Genomic DNA, 19,894 nt, shown 5'->3' with positions numbered 1-19,894 from the left:
GCGCCCAAAGTGAAGCGTTCCGCGCCCAAAGTGAAGCGTTCCGCGCCCAAAGTGAAGCGTTCCGCGCCCAAAGTGAAGCGTTCCGCGCCCAAAGTGAAGCGTTCCGCGCCCAAAGCGAGCGCCCGCGCGTCCAAAGCACTCTACCTCGAACACTAATCAAAGATTCCCGGCACCAAAGGTATCTCCTTCTTCAAGATTCCCCGCCTCAAATCCGCGATAAAACCATTTTTTCCTCTGTTCGGAAGTTCCGTGCGTGAAGCTATCTGGTACGACATAGCCACGAGCCCTTTTCTGAATCGTATCATCCCCGACAGCGCTTGCTGCATTCAGCGCTTCCTCCAAGTCGCCTTTCTCCAGGACGCCCATTCCTTGCGCATGGTGAGCCCATACGCCTGCAAGATAGTCCGCCTGCAATTCCAGTTTTACGGAGTATTTATTATACTCTTCCTCGCTCACTTGGCTGCGTATTCTCGCCATATCGTCGGTGATGCCCAATAGCTTTTGGACATGGTGGCCGACTTCGTGTGCAATAACGTAGGCCATCGCAAAGTCACCGGGCGCATTGAACTGCGTCTGCAATTCATCGTAAAAGCTCAAATCGATATATAATTTCTCGTCTGCTGGACAATAAAAGGGGCCCACAGCTGAACCAGCCATCCCGCATGCTGATTGGACACTTCCTGAATAGAGCACGAGGGTCGGGTCACGATAAACCATACCTTCCTTCTCGAAAACCTCTGTCCACACATCTTCCGTATCCGCTAAAACGACCGAGACGAATTCGGCAAGCTCCTTATCCTGTTCCGTTTCTACATATTCCGTATTTGAAGGGGAGGTCGTCAAATTGTTAAGGATATCCCCCGGATCACCACCGAGAAACATGACAATGAGCAGCATGACGATGCCGCCGATTCCACCGCCAACGAGAGTTTTACCTCCCATCCCTCTTCGGTCCTCCACATTTCTGCTTCCTCTTCTGCCTTTCCATTCCATTAAAATATCCTCCTTGAAAACATCATTGCATTTACCACTGATTTACTTATGCTTTACCCTGTTTCAATGATTTATAGGCAAACATAGAAAAAGATATCGAAATCCTTTCGGAGTCCGATATCCAGTGTTATTTGGAGAACATGATTTCTTTACTGTCATATCCTTTGAATTTAACTTCCAACCTTATCATTTTATACTCTTTGAATCCAAATGCCTCCGCAGCGCTATTAATCAATTCGGTTTCTTCGGCTTCCGGGTCAGGTTGCATCTTTTCGAACGCTTCCGTTATTTTTTTTAACGCCTTTTTGCCATGTAGAGCGACATCTTCTTTCTTATTCTTATATTCCGCTTCAGATCTTTCCTTTTTTTCATTAAAACTTGCTTTCAGCGCCTCTCGCTTTTCATTTGTATCAATCGTCACGGTAAATGAGGTGATGCCATATGTATCGACGACATTGCTCGCTTCAGTTTTTGGAACAAGATTTTGGTTGCTGCACCCACTCATGATAATGAAACAGCATGCCAGAATGAAATAAATCCATTTCTTCATATCCGATCATTCATCCTTTCGATTCCACTATTTCTAACATAACCGGCAATCAGATCATATATACTACAACGCCAGTTTTGAATAAAATGTGTCAAACGAAAGAGAAAATATGTGAATATCCAACGAAAAATCGAGAAACCTTTAAATTCTGCCGGTTGAAATGATATGATAGAAGGGATGAAACTTTACAGAAATACCTCTGAGGAGCGTATATAGATATGACGAAAAAAATTGATATTACTTATACTGAAAATGGCACAATCATAGATGAGACAAAGTCAGGCACTATCATTGCGGATTTAAAATCGCTTTTTAAAGCGCCTGTTCTGCTTGCTAATGCATTGCCTGTGTTTGTCGGCTTTTGGCTTGCTCTACATTTCACTGGGGGATCATTGCTTGCGAATGGCAAATTATTTTGGCTGACGATCATCGGAAGCACGATTTTGATGGGCGGCGCGCTTGTCCTTAACAACTGGTATGACGTTGATATCGACACGGTGATGAAAAGGACTCAAAAACGTCCGACCGTAACCGGAAACATCTCGTTGAAGACCGTGCTCGGAATCGGTATATCACTGTCGGCGATAGGGATGATCATGCTGCTGTTCACAACGATGGAAGCAGCAATCTACGGATTTGTCGGGTGGTTCACATATGTCATTATGTATACGATGTGGACAAAGCGTAAATACACGTTGAATACGGTTATTGGAAGTATTTCAGGAGCCGTCACGCCGATGATCGGGTGGGCCGCTATTGCGCCATCATGGCATATCGTTCCGATCTTGCTTTTCATTATTTTGTTCATCTGGCAAATGCCTCATACATTCGCAATCGCGATGAGGAAGTACGATGAATACAAAGCGGCCAATGTAGCGATGTTGCCGGTCGTTCGTGGATTTAAAATGACGAAGCGTCAAATGTTTGTCTACATTGCATGCCTTCTACCATTGCCGTTTTACTTAGGATCATTGGGTATGGTATTCATCGTGCTTGCTACGATTTTGAATATTGGCTTCTTGATTGTCTCCATCCGTGGATTTTTCACGAAAGACGATGATCGATGGGCATTTGTGATGTTCATCTACTCCGTCAATTATATTGCGATTTTATTCTTATTGATGGTAGCTGTGACGCTGCCGATTTTCTAAAAACTGCTCCGTTCGTCGAAAGTTGACAACGGAGCGTTTTTTTGCGCGTGGATAATTGAAGTTTCGCTATTGGGTTTCAATTAAAAATATTCAGTTGTGAATGAAAACGTTTTCGTATATAATCTATTAAAGTATCAATCAATTCTGTAAATTGAGCGAAACATAAGGGGGAGTCGAAATGGAGAAATCAGTTAAACGTTTTCTGGTAGGGATTGCATTAGTGTGCACATCCATTTTTCTGATCGGATGCGGAGCGAGTTCTACAAAAACGAGCGGATCAGGCGGGGATGATACAAGTGGAAAACGGAAATTGGTCGTCGGAACGGATGCGACTTATGCACCGATGGAGTATATGGACGAAAAAGGGAATATTGTCGGAATTGATATCGATATCGTGAATGCTATAGCGGAGGCTGCCGGTTTTGAAGTGGAATACAAAAATTACGGGTGGGAGCCATTATTCCCGGCAGTTGATAACGGAGAAGTCGATTTTGCGGTTTCTTCCATTACAATTACTCCGGAAAGGGAGCAATCATACGATTTCTCTGATCCATATTTCGTGGCGAATCAATTGATCCTCGTGCCCGAAGATTCGGATGTCGATTCATTCGATGATTTGGCGGATAAGCGGGTTTCGGTTCAAATCAATACAACAGGGCATATTGTCGTTGCGGATCTATTAGGAAAGACAAGTTCAAAAATCGTCGCAGCTGAAACAATGCCACTTGCCATTACTGAAATGATCAATGGTAATGCGGATGCTTCAGTTGGTGATAATGCAGTCATCATTGATTACAAGGCAAATAACCCTAACGTGAAGGTGAAAACGATAGAAGACGACAGTTTTGAAAAAGAATATTATGGGTTGATGGTGAAAAAGGGAAATCAGGAAGTACTCGATTTGTTGAATGAAGGAATTAAAAAGATTAAGGAAAATGGAAAGTTGAAAGAAATCACCGGCTTTGATGTGGAGTGATCATTTTAAGCAACAACTATACACATCTTGGAGGTGATGTTCTTGGAGTTTTTAGGTTTACGAATTGAGATGTTCGAAAACATATGGAGTTACCGGGAGCTTTTCATCCGGGGGATTTGGGTAACTCTCGGATTGACAGCGGTAGGATATATCGGAGGATTCATTTTAGGCTTGATTGTCGGAATGGGAAAGTTGTCAAAGCGGAAATGGATCTACTATCCGGCAAAATTCTATGTAGACTTTTTCCGGGGAACACCATTATTAGTGCAAATCCTGCTGATTCATACCGCATTGATACCTAGTATATTTGGGCATTCATTAGGATTTTTTGTGTCGGGATCGTTGGCATTAATACTTAACAGTGCCGCTTATAATGCAGAAATTATCCGTGCCGGAATTCAATCGCTTGATAAGGGGCAGATGGAAGCTGCGCGATCCCTCGGCATGCCGCATAATACGGCAATGAAATTAATCATCCTCCCCCAAGCGTTTAGAAGAATGATTCCGCCGCTCGGAAATGAATTAATCGCGTTGCTGAAGGATTCTTCCCTAGTCACTGTCATTGCTGCAAGCGATCTGCTTTACGCTGGGAAAGTGGTCGCAGGCGCTTATTCGAGATTCTGGGAGCCGTATTTAACGGTCGCCGTCCTTTATCTCATTTTGACGTTTATCTGCGGGAAACTCATCAGTTATATTGAAAACAGGTTTAGCAATAGCTATATCTCTTCCTCAAGAAAGAATATTTTTTCAATGAGGCGTTCTGAACCGGGAGTGAGATTGTGATGATAAAAGTAAGAAATTTGCACAAATCGTTCGGGAAATTGGATGTACTGAGGGGCATTGATTACGACATAAAAGAGAAGGAAGTAATCTGTGTCATCGGTCCAAGTGGATCGGGAAAGAGTACATTTTTGAGATGCATCAACCTACTTGAAGAAATTACTGTGGGCGAAGTGTTCATAGACGGCGTGAAAATCAATGACCCGAAAACGGATATTAATGATATCCGGAGGGAAGTCGGGATGGTCTTCCAACAATTCAACTTGTTTCCTCATATGCGTGTCATCGATAATATAACGATTTCACCGATCAAAATCCGGAAAATGAATCAAAAGGATGCGGAAGAGTTGGCGCGGCAACTTCTTGAAAAGGTCGGGCTGTCTGATAAGGCAAACGCTTATCCTGAACAATTATCCGGTGGGCAAATGCAACGTGTCGCCATTGCTAGGGCGCTTGCGATGAAGCCGAAGGTCATGTTATTCGATGAGCCGACATCAGCACTCGATCCAGAAATGGTGAAGGAAGTGTTGGACGTCATGAAGCAGTTGGCAATCGAAGGGATGACAATGGTCGTCGTCACTCATGAAATGGGATTCGCGAAGGAAATGGGAGATCGGGTGTTGTTTCTGGACCAAGGTTTGTTGGTAGAGGAAGGGACGCCAGATGAAATCTTTTCGAATCCGAAGAACGATAGAACGAAGGCTTTTTTCAGTAAGATTCTATAATTCAAAAGCGTCTATGGCTGTTATAAGTCATAGGCGCCTTTTTCAATTGCATACAATTGAGAAGAACAATCGGGAAGAGGGGGAGAGGGAATTTATTATCCTATAATGCACCAACAAGTGAATCGGGCATCTAGGAAGATTATCGTCATCGGGAATGGGGCGATTGCTGTTGAACCGAATATCGCGACAGTCCAATTGGAAGTCGTCACGATGGATGAGCAACTGAGCGTTGCGCAACAGGAAAATGCCGTAACAATGAATAACGTAATCCAATCGCTATTGCGCTTAGGTATTCCGCGGGAAAATATTAAAACGGTATCGTATACTATATCGCCGAGATATGATTACGTCGATGGACAACAAGTTTTTAGAGGATATGAAGTAAGCAATGCTATTTCGGTAAAGATTACAGATATTCAACAAGTTGGACGCGTTATTGATACAGCTGTGGAAAATGGGGCAAATCGGGTTTCGAATATACAATTTACTGTGGAGGACACCGAGCGTTATAGGCAGGGAGCGATCGTTCAAGCTTTGCGGAATGCTCAAATGAAAGCCCGAACAATTGCCGCTGAATTGCAAGTGCAAGTCGAGCCGCAGCCCGTAAAAATAATTGAGGTAGAACAAGGCGGACAACCGGTTCCGTTACAAACATTTGCGAAAACCGATCAAGTGACAACTCCAATAGAAGGCGGGCAGATCCTCATAACCGCAACGTTAAGAGTTCAATTTCAATATTGATAGGAAAAGCCGGATCCAGAAAGGATTTCCGGCTTTTCTTACGAATTTGCAGGTATTTTCAAACATTTCGTTGAATGTACTAGTAAGTACGTAAATTGAGGGGGAATAGCAAATGGAATACGCTGTGGAACGGGTAGAAGACTTGCGTTCATTGGATATTACAAAACTGGTAAAGGAAAGTGAAGAAGAGGGCTATCGTTTCGTCACTCGCTTAGTGAATGAGTTTGAGGATGGCACCAATACATTTAATAAGCCCGGAGAAGTATTGTACTGTGTCAAAAATAATGAAGGTTCCGTAGTGGCAATTGGCGGCATCAATCAATCCCCATTTTCAGAAGAAGCAGATGTGGGGCGTCTACGAAGATTTTACGTGCTGGATGAAGTCCGCCGGGAAGGGGTCGGTACGTTATTGCTACAATCGATCATTGAACAAGCGAAACACCATTTCAATGAAATTACCGTTCGGACAGATTCGGCGAAGGCGGATGCTTTTTATCGCGCGGGCGGTTTTTCATTCGACGATTCTGCTTCTGAAACGACACATATACTACGGTTCAGTTGAATGGGTATCGAGTTGCATAAGGATTATATGGAATACGGCAGTTGAGAAGGACCGCTCCCTGTGTTCATTCACAGGGGCGGTCCGGGAAATACATATGGTTTAAAGGGGAAGAGTGGGTTGGGAAAGTGGAAAGTGTTGCATTCTGAATATCATTTTAAATCACCATTTGGCAATTTGAGAAGAGATACATGCCGAATGTCTGATGGAACAATTATCGAGGATTATTATGTGAATGAGTATGCGGACTGGGTGAACGCAATCGTATTGACAGAGGAAGAGGAAATCGTTCTTGTAGAGCAATATCGTCATCCTGGAAAAGGTTTTTATCTTGAAATACCTGCGGGGAAAGTGGAAGATGGCGAATCATATGAGGATGCGATTCGACGCGAGGTCCGGGAAGAGACTGGCTATGTCTCGGAGCATGAGCTGATTCCTCTTGGGGAGTTCATGGTTAATCCGGCCACCCAGACGAATAAGGTGATTACTTTTTTAATGACCGATGCAAAACGTACACATGAGCAAGAATTGGATGAGACGGAAGTTCTAAAAGTAAGACGTTTTCCTTTTGCAAGCATGGGAGAAATGATTCGGAACAAGGAAATCACTCAGTTGTTTACAGTTACGGCTTACCATTTAGCAAAAGACTATATTAGAAATGGAAGAGATGGAGATTGAAGAGGGGATATAATCACGCACTCGTTATTGGCGGTACGGGCATGCTCGCTGGAGTATCGATGTTCTTGGTCGGTCAACTCCATCTATACAGTGAGAGGCCAAGCTAGGGGGGTATTATGTTAAAGCGCAAATTTGGTAGTAGGTATGATTGGAAGCGGATTGTGGAGAGAGGATATGTAGAAAAATATATTTCAACACCACAATTTAAAGGGTATATCACTTTGCTTCAAATGCACAATGTGACCGGGCCGCTTTATAAAAATTATAGAGGGCGGGCAGTTTGCATTGCTGACAAAGGCTACAGCTGGCTTCAGCATTTCCCCGATGGAAAGCATTTTTCGGTGACGACTGTGTTTGATTCATCCGGCCAAATTGTCCAATGGTATATCGATATTTGCAGGGAGAATGGCTATTGTCATATGAATGGTCCATGGATGGATGATCTGTTCTTGGATCTGATCGTGCTGCCTAGTGGGGAAATAATAGAGAAAGATATTGACGAATTGGAAGCTGCGCACAGCAGTCAAGTAATTTCAGATGATGAGTTTGCACTTGCATGGACGGAGTTTGATCGAATTAAAACGATGGTAGCCGAAAACAGCTTTGATCTACTTGAAAGGACTCATGGGCATCTACTAATAGTAAGGGGGAATTAGAAGGGTGACAATTATGGATAATCTATCAAAAGCTATCGTGCTACGTAGCGAAGGTAAACTCACAGAATCGAATGAAATTCTACAGGCATTGGCAAAAGATGATCCAAAAAGTGCCGAGATCAACTACCAATGTGCATGGAGCTTTGACGTTTTAGGAAAGGAAGCGGAAGCTGTACCTTATTATGAAAAAGCGCTTCAATTAGGATTAAATGATGAAGATGCATTAGGTGCAACTATTGGACTCGGGAGTACATACCGAACTTTGGGAAGATATAAAAAATCAAAGGCTGTCTTTGAAAGCGGGCTAGCGCGTTTTCCCGAAAACAATGCATTGAAGACTTTCTATGCCATGACTTTATATAACGTTGGGGAACATGTGGAGGCGATGGAGATTCTTCTAGCATGCCTTGTCCAAACTACTAACGATCCGGATATCAAATCTTATGAGAGAGCAATTAGTTTCTATTCAGACAAACTGGACAAGACATGGTAGTTGTGTAGAAAAAGAACAAAAGGAATGATTAATATGAAAGAGAGATTTCATGTTACTGAAATTGAAAGAGAGAAAGTGTTAAAAAGTTATTTTAGAAAAGGATTAGATGGTCCGCTTGAGACGTTTCCAAGCAAAGACAAAAGAAAGTACATCATTGCCCAAGAAATAATACGGCGATTCGAAGTTGGTAAAGTGTATTTGGAAAAAGAGATAAATGCGAGTCTTAAAGAGATTTATCCCGATTTTGCGACCATTCGACGTTTCTTTATCGACTACGGGTTCATGCATCGTAGCGATGATGGGAAGGAGTATTGGATTGATGATTAATCATACTAGAGGAGCATATTCATGAAATTCACCATAAAGAACTCCTTATTTTCAGCGATTGTTTCTGAACTGCATAAAATATGTTCGAATAAAAGTCTGCTCCCGATCCTGTCGGGAATTAAAATAGAAGCAAACAAAGACGGCGTTATTCTAACTGGCGGCAATTCAGAAGTATTCGTTGAAAAGAAAATCCCTCTACAAATAAGTGGAGAAACAGTCGTTGAGGTACATCGAGCTGGAAGTGTAGTTGTATTGTCCAAGCATTTTATGAATCTCCTAAAAAAACTGCCTGAAGACATTGAGATTTCAACTGACAATATGCAGTCAGTACTCATTAGGTCTGGTGATATTGTTACGAGACTGAATGGCTTATCTGCAATCGATTATCCAAAACTGCCGGAGATCAAAATACTTCATTCTGTTGAGGTTGAGTTTTCCTCGTTAAGAGAAGTGGTCAAACAAACGATATTTGCTGTCTCTAAAAGTGAGGCGAAGCCAGTGCTAACAGGTGTGAAGATGGAGTTTGAAAAGAACAAGCTTATTTGTATTGCAACTGACTCGCATCGCCTGTCACGTAGCGAGATACAAATCACTAACAGTGAAGGGTCTCATTCAGTCGTTGTTCCAAGTAAAAGCTTAATGGAACTATTACATTTGAAGGAATCCAGCTTTGCTACAGTACATATTTCGATAGCGAATAATATGATTGTGCTTTCAACAGAAAACACGATTTTGTATTCTGTACTGATTGAAGGGAACTATCCGAATACCAAATCATTAATTCCGAACGACTTTGTGACGAAGATGACGCTGAACACGAAGGCATTGATAGCAGGGATTGACCGAGCTTGTGTTTTCTCTGAGGAATGGAAGCATAACAATGTGCACTTAGCTATAGTCAACAATAGCATTTTGAAAATAACAACAAACTCAGCAGGAATCGGAATGATAGAAGAACTACAAAGATTGAGTAGGGTAGAAGGGGTACCCGCAATTGATATGACCTTCGACGGTAGATTTTTCCTTGAAGCGTTAAAAGGGATACAGGAAGAACAGGTGACAATCAGTTTTTGTGGAGTGATGAAACCAGCTGTCATTGAGCCGGAAGGTAATTCTTCATACGTGCAGTTGATTTCACCATTGCGAACATAACCAAAGGGGGCTTTGAAATGGGGTATATAAAAGATCTACGAAAAATTGTAGGACATCGACCATTAATATTTGTCGGTTCGGTCGTCGTCGTTGTTGATGAACAGGGAAGGCTATTGTTGCAACAGCGGAGATTTCCCGAAGGTGCTTGGGGAATTCCAGGCGGATTAATGGAATTAGGGGAATCCACGGAAGACGTGGTGAGGCGTGAATTATTCGAGGAGACTCAGCTGCAAGTGGATGAACTGACATTGATCAATGTTTACTCTGGCCCCGAATATTTCATTCGAGCCGCAAATGGAGATGAATTCTATGTCGTGACAATCGCCTATTATGCAGAAAATGCAAAAGGGGACTTAGTGGTCGATCAGGCTGAATCCATCACATTCAAATACTTTCATCCCCATGAGTTGCCTGCGAATATCGTTAAAAGCCATAAAGAGATCTTGGATGAGTTTTTATTGCAACATTATACGTTTTTGAGCACCGTTAACTAGATAGTGGACAAGGAGTTGTTTGTATGAAGCAGTGGACGAAGGAAATTGAGATTGATGCACCAATCGAACAGGTTTGGAAATATCTAGATGGATCGTTTGAGAACATGCAAAAGATCATGCCCCAAGTCGTCTCGAATGAACCCGTCACCATTACAGAAGAAAAGGTTGGAAGTATTTATTTACAAAAGTATAAAGAAGGCAAGCGAGTCATGGAGTATGAGGTTGAAACACTCGACTATTTAGATACTCCAAGCGAAAAAAAGATGAAAGTCGGCTTTACGCTTGGTGGAATGTTTGAGATAACGGCTGGATATGACCTTGTAAAGGTTGATGATGAAAAAACTAGATTTATTTATACAACAACTAACAAACCGCTGAAATGGTTCGTAAAGTTATTTTTACTGTTTGCAAATGATAGAGTTGTTGTCGATTTTGTTCAACGAGTGAAAAGAGTTGCGGAAAATGAGGAGGACAATTAATGAATCAAGCTGCAAAGGATTATTGGGATCAACTTTGGGGAGAGAAAGAGCATCCCGCGTTAGTCAGTGCATGGATGTTTGGCGAAGCAGCTGATGAACTAGCCCAGTCGGTTATTGATGGGAGGAAGACGGCAACTTGTTCAGCGCATGTACTATATGAACTGGAGAAAGAACCGGTTCCGGTAATTGGAGAATACAGCATCATCCTCAATAGTCATGAAGAGCCGGTCGCAATTATTAAAACGGTGGATGTATCCCTAATCCCTATGAACGAAGTGACGGAGGAGTTTGCTTTGGCGGAAGGTGATGGCTCTTATCGGAATTGGAAGGAGATTCATGAACGTTACTTCAAGCGGGAACTAGGCAAAGTTGGATTAGAGTTCACCGAAGATATGTTGCTAGTCTGTGAACGATTTGAGTTAGTTGATGTGAAACATAAAGTAGAGCGAGTGAACCCTAAATTACTTAGGGTTGGCACTACGTATATTCCTGTCTCCAATGTTGACCGGGCTGCTAAATGGTATGTTGAAAAGCTGGATGCGCAATTGAATTATCAGGATCAAGACAAGGCGATATTGAATTTGGCCGATCAAAGTTTCTTTCTAGTGAAAGCGAAAGAAAGTGAGACCGCTAATTTTTACGATGTAAATGGAACTGAACGTTTTTCACTTACTTTTGAGGTAGATGGTCAGGATACATTAAGGGAGTTACATCAGGACTTTACCGAACGCGAGATTAACGTCGGAGAAATTGAACATAGAGGACATTCGGGAATTAACTTCATTTTCAAAGATCTTGATGGAAATAATTTCGATGTTTGGAGCGAATTAAGTCCATCGTTTAGGAAACAAAGTCACTGAAAAATCAGGGGGAACAAGGGTATGGGGTATATTAGCGAATTGAGGGAACTGATTGGACCTCGTCCAATTATAATGGTTGGTGCGAATGTAATAGTAGTTGATTTTGAGAATCGATTGCTATTACAACTACGGGCAGATAATAACTGCTGGGGGTTGCCAGGTGGTTCGATGGAACCCGGGGAATCCTTAGAAGAGGTAGCAACGCGGGAACTATATGAAGAATGCAACTTAACAGCAAATCAACTTACCTTTTTTAATATCTTCTCTGGTGAGCAATATTATTATAAATATCCTCATGGTGATGAAGTTTTTAATGTCATTGCCACTTTTGTTTGTTCGAATTATAAGGGTGAATTACGGGAGGATAAAGAAGAAGTGTTGTCTTTACAATTCTTTTCGATTGACGATCTGCCGAGTAATCTAAATCCCCCTGAAATTCCAATTTTACAAGAATATATCCATACGAGGGGGAGAAAGATTGAAGATTATTCGTTTGGATGAAGTTGAGGGGAAGCACATTACTCAATATGATTCGGATTTTATCATGAGAAAGATAGTAATGACAAATCAACCTTCCCACGTCGGCATTATGGATTTAGATGAAAATGGCCTAGTTGGTTATCATAAAGCGACCGTTCCACAAGTAATTGAACCTGAAGGAATCGCCGTTCAATCTTTTTAAAAAATGGGGGATGAGGGAATGGAATGTTTCATTTGTAAAAAACATCGGGGTGAAATTCAGACATATGGCATTACCATTTATGAAGATGAATTAGTTTACGTAGGCCATATTGATAACAATGGACAACCAGTGTATTTGGGACATTTGATGATTGATTTGAAAAGGCATGCGCACACACTTGGAGATATGACTCAAGAAGAAGCATGTTTTTTTGGAAGTACGATGGCACGAGTGAGTAAGGCGCTTATGGTGACTGAAGGCGCGGAGCATATTTACTCACTGGTTTCAGGAAATTTGGTGCCGCATTTGCATATGCACATTGTCCCGCGTTATCCGGGTACGCCTGAACAATATTGGGGACCGATGTCTGTCCGTGAATGGTCCGGAGCTCCAATTGGGAGAAATCATGAAGTGATCGAGCTATGTGAAAGAGTACGTCTATACTTGGAGAACAACGATGTGCAATAGGTTTTCGTGGGTTGGAAGTGAAAAGGATTTTATAGACGAGAAAAAAGTGCAGTTGGTTGATCGGGTGACGGTTGGACGGTTTGGGGGCAATTCTTCAGCCGGACAGTATAAGAATGAGGATGGCTGCTTGGTTTGGGTAGGAGAGGATTGGGAATTCGCTGCGGTTTTAGATGCACATTATGGTGCTGAAAGTGCAGAACTTGTTATCCGTACACTTGAAGAGTTCGATCAAGAAATTATTAGGATGATAGCTAAGCCAGGATTTATTCACGTGCAAGAAATGCTTCTTACTATCTTCCAAAGTGTTGAATTTCTTGAGCAATGCAAGAAGGTCAAAGGAGAGACTGCTTGTCTCATCTGTATTCGAAAAAAAAACTATCTTTGGTGGTTATCAATTGGGGATTGTGTAGTTTACGTTTTTCATCCTGATTTAATCGCTCTCGGTCAATTTCAATTGAATCAAAGGCAGTTCTATGAATGGATTGGCCAAGTAAATACGTTTGATAAGGCTGTACCGTGTTTCTCCTCGGGAGTTCGGGAACTAAGGAATGGGGTCAATCACATATTTATGACGACGGATGGCTTGCTTGAATGCCCTGGGGAACCTTACTCGAATCCAATGGATATAGTTGAACTATTGGATATTGAAAAACTTGAAGTGGCTTTTTCCTCAATTCTTTCCAAAATTGAAAAGAACAATGTAAGAGACAGTACTACGATGATTGCCTGGACAGTTGATAATCAGATAGTGGGTAGCATTCCAAGCGATGTTGTTGAATCAATGTAAATATAGTATGGTAAATGATACGAATATAATTTTGAGCTGTGGTACACATTCATAGATTCAGACAAATTGAATGTGGATAAGAATTGAAAAATGAACCAAAGTAATTTCATAAGACGCTTTTCCGCTACATGGAAAGCGTCATTTTTATTGGAACAAATGATTGAGTCAACCAAGTTTTGTATTGAAGTCTCACTCACATGGCAATACTAAGGTCGTAGAATGGAGAGGATGCCACAATGAAAATAAAACAATTAATCGTAAACAATATTAACCGATTAGATGCTGCGCTTCCAGAAGATAAATCGTTAGGCATTGCGGGATTGTCCGGATCTGGAAAAACAACATTTAGTCAAACAATTGGCGAAGAGTCGAAGAAGCGTCTCGTTTCCTTATTGCCAAAGGCTGAATACCAGTATTTATTCCCAAATATTATGGAAACAAATTTTAGCGCGATCAAAATGGAAGAGATGCCTTTAGTTCTTTTTCTCGGAAGATCATCTATTTCATCCAATCCGCGTTCAACAATCGGTACACATACGGGAGTTTTCACAGAAATTCGTGCTAGTATTGCCGACAAATTTAATCTTTCTCCAGAAGTGTTTTCATTCAACAATGAATTAGGTTGGTGTCCGAAATGTAAAGGGCGAGGTAGTAACAGTAATGTTGAATGTAAGACATGTGGCGGTAATCGATACAATAAGGAAGTTTTACAATATACGATTGATTTACTCGGTAAACCTCATACAATTTCAGAGATTAACAATTTGAGCGTAGAAACCATTCTCTCACTAGCAAATGAATTACATATTAGTGAATCGAAACAACTGATTCTCAAAAACATTATTAATATGAATATCGGTTACTTAACGGTAAATCGTATAATGGGTACATTATCTGGTGGTGAATTGACACTCCTTTACTTGGCGGAATTCATGGCGGCAAGTGAAAACACCGTCATAATCATTGATGAAATCTCCGTAGGTCTAGATCGCCAAACACTATTGAAAATTTTAGAGCAGATTAAGCGATTAGGCTTTAAAAATCAAATTTGGCTCATCGACCATTCGGACACTGTACTCGATATAACGGATGAGCAATTATTCTTCGGACCAGGTAGCGGTAAATACGGCGGAAAAATTGTAGAAAAATCACCTCGTCCACAACCTGTTTTTCAGGAACTGAATGAGGAAAAGCCAACAGAAACCTATCTGTTTAAAGATCTTTATTGCCGAAATATACAAATGGCTGAATTTGAAATTCCGAAAAATAGACTTGTAACAGTTACGGGTGAGTCCGGCTGCGGTAAATCTACACTTATCAATGAATGTGTAGCTAAAGATTTTATAAAGCGGTATCCAAAAGATAAATTGGTCGTGGTAGGGCAAGACCGGAACCAATCGATTACGAGTCGGTCCACTGTTGCAACGTTTCTTGATATTAAACAGAAGCTTAATAAATATAGCGATGAGATTGATGACATTTTTGAACGGTCAATTGAAGATATTATCGATGAATTGCCGAATGAAGACGTCGCTCATAAACGTTTGAGCTTATTGATCAAACTTGGACTAGGTTATTTGACTTTGGAAAGAAAGACACAAACTTTGTCGACCGGTGAGTTTCAATGTGTGCATTTAGTTTCGGAGCTGTTTGCGAATTCTAGAAAACCGCATACACTTTTTATTTTTGACGAACCTTCAAAAGGTTTATCCCAAAATATCCTCAATCAGTTCATCGATAGTATCAGGCTAATACTTGAGGATGAAACCGTTTCAATTATAATGATTGAACATAATGAGTATATGATGGAAAGCTCAGATTTCATCGTCGATTTCGGGAAGAGAAAGAGTGAACCAGTCACACATCTAGACATTGATAGTCATCACGACTATTACAAGAATAAAAACAAGGAGGATGTTACGCTGCCATCGCATATTTCCTCCTCACTTAAAGAGCAAAATGGTATTACTTATTTAAAAGAAAATCATATTGCCTATTTTAAAAATGCGGAAAATATCTATAAAGGCGGTATCTTAAAGAGCTTGTCATCAATGGCCCGGTTGATTTACGGTGAATATGATTCTGACAAAATCGCTCCAGTCATTGCTATTGACCTTGAAAGGCATTTGTATAGTCAATATAGTTTTCTCTATGAGTTAGGCGGTCTTATCAACCATATCGTGGCCGCGCATCCGACGAACAAAGATACGAGAAGCTTCGATTTCTATAATAAGGACAATCATTGTCCATCCTGCTCGGGACGTCTCGAGATTGAAGTTTTTGATAAAGATGTTGTCATTCAAGACAAAAACGTTCCGTTCTGGGAAGGTTTGCTCCATCCAGACGTAATGGAAGTATTAAAATACTATAAACATGAGAAGTTGGAATTTCTATTTGAAGAGATAAAAAATGAGTTAGGTTATGACCTGACGAAAAAATATAATGAAATGACAGCTGAAGAAATACATACTTTTTGGTATGGATATTTTGAGAAATCATTTTATGATAAGGAAGGCAAGGCGCGTAGAACATGGGTAGGATTTAATACAATTCTCGGTATGTATATGGTTGTATCTAAATCAGTTATTAAAGAGAAAATGAAAGCATCTAAAGAAATGATGACTTGTCCTATTTGTAAGGGGACTGTTTTAAACCACCATATGCCCCTTAAATTTGGAGAAACTGATATTCGTGAATTGATCAAACTGCCGATTGACGAAGTATTGATAGTCGTTGGCGACTTGCCACCGCTCGTCAAATTGAAATCGATCGTAGGCGGCGATATGATATTGACAGAAGATGTCTCTTTGCTGCCAAGAGATACACAAGTCGCACTGAAAATGTTTGAATTGGAACAGGCAAGCTTTGCAGGTTATGAAATGGTGTTACAAAATGCACTGCCATTTTGGGATGAAATTAAAGACAATATAGAATCGGTCAGCAACAATAATCGAGTGATAATCTGTGATTTCGAAAACATCCATGAAACAAGAGAAACGATCATAGATAAGTATTTCACAAATGGAAAATATAAAAAGCTGACGTATGTATATGAAGCATTCGGTTTCAAAAAAATAGTGACCCTCATCAATAAAGTTAGAAAGGGTAATCCATGTCCATTCTGTAAAGGCAAGAAAGTGATATCTGAAGATAATTTGCATGACGGTGTCTATAAATTAACGATTCCATGTGTGAGTTGTCATGTTACAGGCATCAATAATGACGGCTTGAAGGAAATCGTTGAAGGCATCGACGTGCAAACATGGCTCACTGGAACAGTAAGCGATGCTATTGATAAAAGCTTATATACGGAAGAGGTTGCAGCCATTCCAATTTTCAACCGTATCCGCGAGTTGGATAAACGAGATATGATGGCTGTTTATGAATGCTTGGAACAACTAAATTAATTCAATAGCTAAAGTTGAAGCCCCTACATCGGACGAAGGATGTAGGGGCATACAATTTACGGCCATCTAATTTGTTTTTTCTTTTTCGCCTTACGCAGCTCGGCAAATTCCTTCGCGATTTCTTCATTCATATCACCGGGTTTGATTTTCTGGTTTTTTGGCGTTTGTGGCAAGGAATTTGTGTTATTTCCACCTGTTTTATTATTATGGTTATCTCTTCCCATTACGTTCGCTCCTTTCAAATTGCTATCCTACATACTATGGCTTTCAAACATTGTTTTATGCCGCATCAGGTCAATTTCTTGGTTCGTTGAATATGCTGAACATGAACGTCAAGAATGTTTTGGAGGCCATAATTGCCGAAGCTCCCGTTTCAGATTGGAGTGGAGAGGGTATGTTAAATAGAAGCATACTTATGAGGAGGTTCGGGATATATGTCACTTAGTGAAGAACTGAAGAAATTGAAGGAATTCAAATGTGATTCTCGTTGTGTGTTGAGTGTGTACTTAAATACGAACCCTGCAGATCCGGAACAGCAAAATGGAGCATGGAAAATCCATTTAAAAAACGGTTTGAAGCGCATTCACGAGTATTTAGAAGCTTCTAAAGATGAAAATGAAATTAAAGCGTATAAAAAACTGAAAGAAAAAGTGACGAAGGAAATCGAAAATAATCAAAACGACTTGAATAAGGGGGTCGTTATTTTTGCGTCATTAGATCCTGAATTATGGTCCGTCCATTATGTACAAGTGCAAGTGAAGACAAGCTTCCACTGGGAAGACCATCCGGTAGTTGAAGAAATGGAGTATATGTTAAAGGCATATCCAGAGGCGGGCATCATTTTGCCGAGCTTTGGAGATGTACGTATTTTGGATACGGCGATGGGATTTGTGAATGGCGAGAAGACTTATGAATTCGACTCGGGTCTAGAAGTGTGGAAAGAACAACAGAGCGTGCGTTCATCATTACAACGCGGTTCTGGAGGAGGCCAGAGTGATGGGCTCGATGATCGTCTAAGAGAAAATCTTGAACGTTTTTACAAAGAACTTGGCGTAATTGTCGAAAAGATGCGGAAAGAGCGTAACTGGAAGGAATTATACGTAGTAGGCGAAGCGGAATTAGCAAACTCATTTGCCAAAACGCTTCGCACTAAGCCTAATAACTGTATTTATAAAAACCTGAACAATGTCGAATCGAGTAAAGTGTTACATCAAGTTTTTGAAAAATAGATCCAATTAAACCGTCTCTATGTTGGGGACGGTTTTTATTATTGTACGAATACACCCCCGTCAACATATCATAAAGAAAACGATCGATGGGAGGTTGAACTATGGGATTGTTTTTTAATAAGAAGAACCACACGGATCTTTACAAAGGCGATAACATTGCAGAAAGAAACCAGGCCATCTATCGAACTGATTCATTGTCAGAGGCGATGAAAGAACAAAAGATAGCATTCGACACGATGAATGAAAAATATAGCGAAATGGAAAAACAACTACAAAACCAAAGAAGAATCCAATCCGTTCGATGGAAATCGACAGGAAGGCGCTTCGATGAAATATTGGATTATCAATCGCAACATCGCCAGTTTGAACGGGAAGCGATGGAAACATTGGAACGTCTAGATCGAAAACATATTGAGCTTCAAAAAATGATTGAAAACAAAAGGAGAATGAACGAAGAGCTTGTTGAACAAATCAATATGCTGACCCAATCAAACGCTGAAATTGCAGAACGGTTGGAGAATTTCGATATCGTTCAAGAGAAGCTCCTTACGAAAATGGATGCACAAATCGAAAAGCAGGATCAATTCTCCCTATCATTGGAAGAGCAGAAGACGGCTCAAAATGAAATTGTGGAACGGATTGAGCAGCATGAAGGGTTAATTGAAAAGATGGTGAGGCAAATGGATTTTCTAAGGTCGGTCATCTTTGAACGGTCGCATTTTCTAGCAGAGAAAATCGATAAGAGCTACCAACTTACAACGACTTATATTGGTAGCTTGAGGGGGAAATCCAATCATTCCGACTCCAACTGAATGGAAGACATGTCTGTTTGCATTTTGCAGACGGACTTTTTTGACGATTCCCCCCTCTATAGCCTATAACAGGCATTATTCTCACAACAGTTCAATATAATAGGAGGGAAAGGAGGATACAAATTAATTGAATGAAAATGAAAAGGAAAAACCGCAAGAAAAGGCTAATCAACCTGCCAAGGCTGAAGGCAACAATACCTCTATCGGATTAACAGAGAACGTGGGAGGATTGCTTTGTTATATTTTTATCATCGGTCTTATTTTTCTGTTTATGGAAAAAGAAAACCGTTTCATCCGATTCCACGCATTGCAATCCGTGTTTATGTCAATTGCGATTCTATTGATTAGCATTGTATTGGGCTTCATTCCACTCTTCGGCGCTATTGCTAGCCTGCTATTAAGCCCACTCGCATTTGCGCTCATGATCTTTATGATGTATCAAGCTTATCAAGGAAACTATTACAAGCTTCCGTTCATTGGGGACGTGGTGGAAAATCAATTGGAAAAGCCATAATTAAAAGCCGCTCTAGATGATGTACATCCAAGCGGCTTGCTTTTTTAATGACTTAATAGTTCAAGCCCCCTACCAAAAAAATAAATATCCAAAAGAATACTTTCATCGCTAATGTGATGCTGCCTAAAATGACCCCTGCAACCGCCATTCCTTTTCCAATTTGTTTTTCCTTCCCTGCGACACCAAAGACAATAGCTAAAATACCCAATAGATAAGGAATGATAGGAATAAGATTCAATACGACTCCCAAAATTCCTAACACAAGTGAACTGACCGCCATGCCGTTCGTTTGTTGGTTTTCATTTTCCACGACATCACCCCCACTCTCTCAGCGTATGCACAAGTTAAGGACGAATTGAATGAACTTGGATTAAGAATGTA

General features: G+C 40.8%; 26 protein-coding genes and 1 pseudogene. 23 read left to right on the top strand and 4 right to left on the bottom strand.

All coding sequences use genetic code 11. The features are described from left to right. Positions 1-156: 156 nt before the first annotated feature. Positions 157-993, bottom strand: coding sequence for a KPN_02809 family neutral zinc metallopeptidase (ypfJ, locus tag AB1K89_RS03725; RefSeq protein ID WP_413053415.1), 837 nt, complete (start codon positions 991-993; stop codon positions 157-159). A gap of 127 nt (positions 994-1,120) precedes the next feature. After that, on the bottom strand, positions 1,121-1,543 hold the full coding sequence (locus tag AB1K89_RS03720) for a YusW family protein (RefSeq protein WP_413053414.1): 423 nt from the start codon (positions 1,541-1,543) through the stop codon (positions 1,121-1,123). A gap of 218 nt (positions 1,544-1,761) precedes the next feature. On the opposite strand from AB1K89_RS03720, the gene cyoE reads away from it, so the two are divergent. From cyoE to AB1K89_RS03620, 20 genes and pseudogenes are all read left to right on the top strand, one after another. Next, positions 1,762-2,694: a heme o synthase gene (gene cyoE / locus AB1K89_RS03715; protein ID WP_413053413.1), complete on the top strand. Its 933-nt coding sequence runs from the start codon at positions 1,762-1,764 to the stop codon at positions 2,692-2,694. A 178-nt stretch (positions 2,695-2,872) separates the two neighbouring features. Then, a complete protein-coding gene (locus tag AB1K89_RS03710) occupies positions 2,873-3,670 on the top strand; it encodes a basic amino acid ABC transporter substrate-binding protein (RefSeq protein WP_413053412.1) in 798 nt (265 codons plus the stop codon). 36 nt (positions 3,671-3,706) lie between these two features. Beyond that, positions 3,707-4,453, top strand: a complete 747-nt coding sequence (locus tag AB1K89_RS03705) for an amino acid ABC transporter permease (RefSeq protein WP_413053411.1) — start codon at positions 3,707-3,709, stop codon at positions 4,451-4,453. Continuing rightward, complete coding sequence (locus tag AB1K89_RS03700) at positions 4,453-5,175, top strand: amino acid ABC transporter ATP-binding protein (protein WP_413053410.1); 723 nt, start codon at positions 4,453-4,455, stop codon at positions 5,173-5,175. The genes AB1K89_RS03705 and AB1K89_RS03700 overlap by 1 nt, the downstream gene beginning before the upstream one ends. Positions 5,176-5,280: 105 nt before the next feature. Beyond that, complete coding sequence (locus tag AB1K89_RS03695; RefSeq protein WP_413053409.1) at positions 5,281-5,916, top strand: SIMPL domain-containing protein; 636 nt, start codon at positions 5,281-5,283, stop codon at positions 5,914-5,916. A gap of 112 nt (positions 5,917-6,028) precedes the next feature. Further along, positions 6,029-6,478 carry a GNAT family N-acetyltransferase gene (locus tag AB1K89_RS03690; protein ID WP_252503817.1) on the top strand — a complete coding sequence of 150 codons (450 nt, stop codon included), beginning with the start codon at positions 6,029-6,031 and terminating at the stop codon, positions 6,476-6,478. A gap of 60 nt (positions 6,479-6,538) precedes the next feature. Continuing rightward, positions 6,539-7,153 carry an NUDIX hydrolase gene (locus AB1K89_RS03685; protein WP_489686557.1) on the top strand — a complete coding sequence of 205 codons (615 nt, stop codon included), beginning with the start codon at positions 6,539-6,541 and terminating at the stop codon, positions 7,151-7,153. Between the two features lie 116 nt (positions 7,154-7,269). Further along, positions 7,270-7,809, top strand: a complete 540-nt coding sequence (locus AB1K89_RS03680) for a ribonuclease FAU-1 family protein (protein WP_413053407.1) — start codon at positions 7,270-7,272, stop codon at positions 7,807-7,809. Positions 7,810-7,822: 13 nt separating this feature from the next. Next, positions 7,823-8,302, top strand: coding sequence for a tetratricopeptide repeat protein (locus tag AB1K89_RS03675; RefSeq protein WP_413053452.1), 480 nt, complete (start codon positions 7,823-7,825; stop codon positions 8,300-8,302). Positions 8,303-8,335: 33 nt separating this feature from the next. Beyond that, positions 8,336-8,629, top strand: coding sequence for a DUF2087 domain-containing protein (locus AB1K89_RS03670; RefSeq protein ID WP_413053406.1), 294 nt, complete (start codon positions 8,336-8,338; stop codon positions 8,627-8,629). 21 nt (positions 8,630-8,650) lie between these two features. After that, positions 8,651-9,781 (top strand): DNA polymerase III subunit beta, encoded by a 1,131-nt coding sequence (gene dnaN, locus AB1K89_RS03665; protein ID WP_413053405.1) that lies wholly within the window; start codon positions 8,651-8,653, stop codon positions 9,779-9,781. Positions 9,782-9,798: 17 nt separating this feature from the next. Next, the gene (locus AB1K89_RS03660; protein ID WP_413053404.1) at positions 9,799-10,275 is read left to right on the top strand and encodes an NUDIX hydrolase; all 477 of its coding nucleotides are present in this window, start codon (positions 9,799-9,801) and stop codon (positions 10,273-10,275) included. Between the two features lie 23 nt (positions 10,276-10,298). Further along, positions 10,299-10,754 carry an SRPBCC family protein gene (locus AB1K89_RS03655; protein WP_413053403.1) on the top strand — a complete coding sequence of 152 codons (456 nt, stop codon included), beginning with the start codon at positions 10,299-10,301 and terminating at the stop codon, positions 10,752-10,754. After that, positions 10,754-11,200: pseudogene (locus AB1K89_RS03650) on the top strand (ASCH domain-containing protein); the annotation flags it as partial. The gene AB1K89_RS03655 and the pseudogene AB1K89_RS03650, both read left to right, overlap by 1 nt. Positions 11,201-11,203: 3 nt before the next feature. Then, complete coding sequence (locus tag AB1K89_RS03645; protein ID WP_413053451.1) at positions 11,204-11,614, top strand: VOC family protein; 411 nt, start codon at positions 11,204-11,206, stop codon at positions 11,612-11,614. Positions 11,615-11,635: 21 nt separating this feature from the next. Then, entirely contained in the window at positions 11,636-12,115 is a 480-nt protein-coding gene (locus AB1K89_RS03640) for an NUDIX hydrolase (protein ID WP_413053402.1), read from the top strand. Beyond that, positions 12,093-12,296 (top strand): cupin, encoded by a 204-nt coding sequence (locus AB1K89_RS03635; protein ID WP_413053401.1) that lies wholly within the window; start codon positions 12,093-12,095, stop codon positions 12,294-12,296. The genes AB1K89_RS03640 and AB1K89_RS03635 overlap by 23 nt, the downstream gene beginning before the upstream one ends. A gap of 18 nt (positions 12,297-12,314) precedes the next feature. Continuing rightward, on the top strand, positions 12,315-12,764 hold the full coding sequence (locus AB1K89_RS03630; protein ID WP_413053400.1) for an HIT family protein: 450 nt from the start codon (positions 12,315-12,317) through the stop codon (positions 12,762-12,764). Beyond that, positions 12,754-13,551 carry a PP2C family serine/threonine-protein phosphatase gene (locus AB1K89_RS03625; protein WP_413053399.1) on the top strand — a complete coding sequence of 266 codons (798 nt, stop codon included), beginning with the start codon at positions 12,754-12,756 and terminating at the stop codon, positions 13,549-13,551. Before AB1K89_RS03630 ends, AB1K89_RS03625 begins: the two co-directional genes overlap by 11 nt. Positions 13,552-13,787: 236 nt before the next feature. Continuing rightward, a complete protein-coding gene (locus AB1K89_RS03620) occupies positions 13,788-16,958 on the top strand; it encodes an ATP-binding cassette domain-containing protein (protein ID WP_413053398.1) in 3,171 nt (1,056 codons plus the stop codon). 56 nt (positions 16,959-17,014) lie between these two features. Here the strand turns inward: AB1K89_RS03620 and AB1K89_RS03615 are convergent, their stop codons facing one another. Continuing rightward, positions 17,015-17,182 carry a YfhD family protein gene (locus tag AB1K89_RS03615; RefSeq protein ID WP_413053397.1) on the bottom strand — a complete coding sequence of 56 codons (168 nt, stop codon included), beginning with the start codon at positions 17,180-17,182 and terminating at the stop codon, positions 17,015-17,017. Between the two features lie 210 nt (positions 17,183-17,392). Between AB1K89_RS03615 and AB1K89_RS03610 the strand changes: the two genes are divergently transcribed. The 3 genes from AB1K89_RS03610 to AB1K89_RS03600 all read left to right on the top strand — a co-directional run bounded on the left by AB1K89_RS03610 (position 17,393) and on the right by AB1K89_RS03600 (position 19,513). Next, entirely contained in the window at positions 17,393-18,187 is a 795-nt protein-coding gene (locus tag AB1K89_RS03610) for a VLRF1 family aeRF1-type release factor (protein WP_413053396.1), read from the top strand. Between the two features lie 101 nt (positions 18,188-18,288). Then, entirely contained in the window at positions 18,289-18,999 is a 711-nt protein-coding gene (locus AB1K89_RS03605; RefSeq protein WP_413053395.1) for a hypothetical protein, read from the top strand. A gap of 127 nt (positions 19,000-19,126) precedes the next feature. After that, a complete protein-coding gene (locus AB1K89_RS03600) occupies positions 19,127-19,513 on the top strand; it encodes a DUF4870 domain-containing protein (RefSeq protein WP_413053394.1) in 387 nt (128 codons plus the stop codon). A 52-nt stretch (positions 19,514-19,565) separates the two neighbouring features. Here the strand turns inward: AB1K89_RS03600 and AB1K89_RS03595 are convergent, their stop codons facing one another. Continuing rightward, on the bottom strand, positions 19,566-19,823 hold the full coding sequence (locus AB1K89_RS03595; protein ID WP_413053393.1) for a DUF4190 domain-containing protein: 258 nt from the start codon (positions 19,821-19,823) through the stop codon (positions 19,566-19,568). Positions 19,824-19,894 lie beyond the last annotated feature (71 nt).

Origin of the sequence: Sporosarcina pasadenensis (assembly GCF_047228845.1) — a bacterium.
GTDB lineage: Bacteria > Bacillota > Bacilli > Bacillales_A > Planococcaceae > Sporosarcina.
This window is presented reverse-complemented; position numbering and strand designations above follow the sequence as displayed.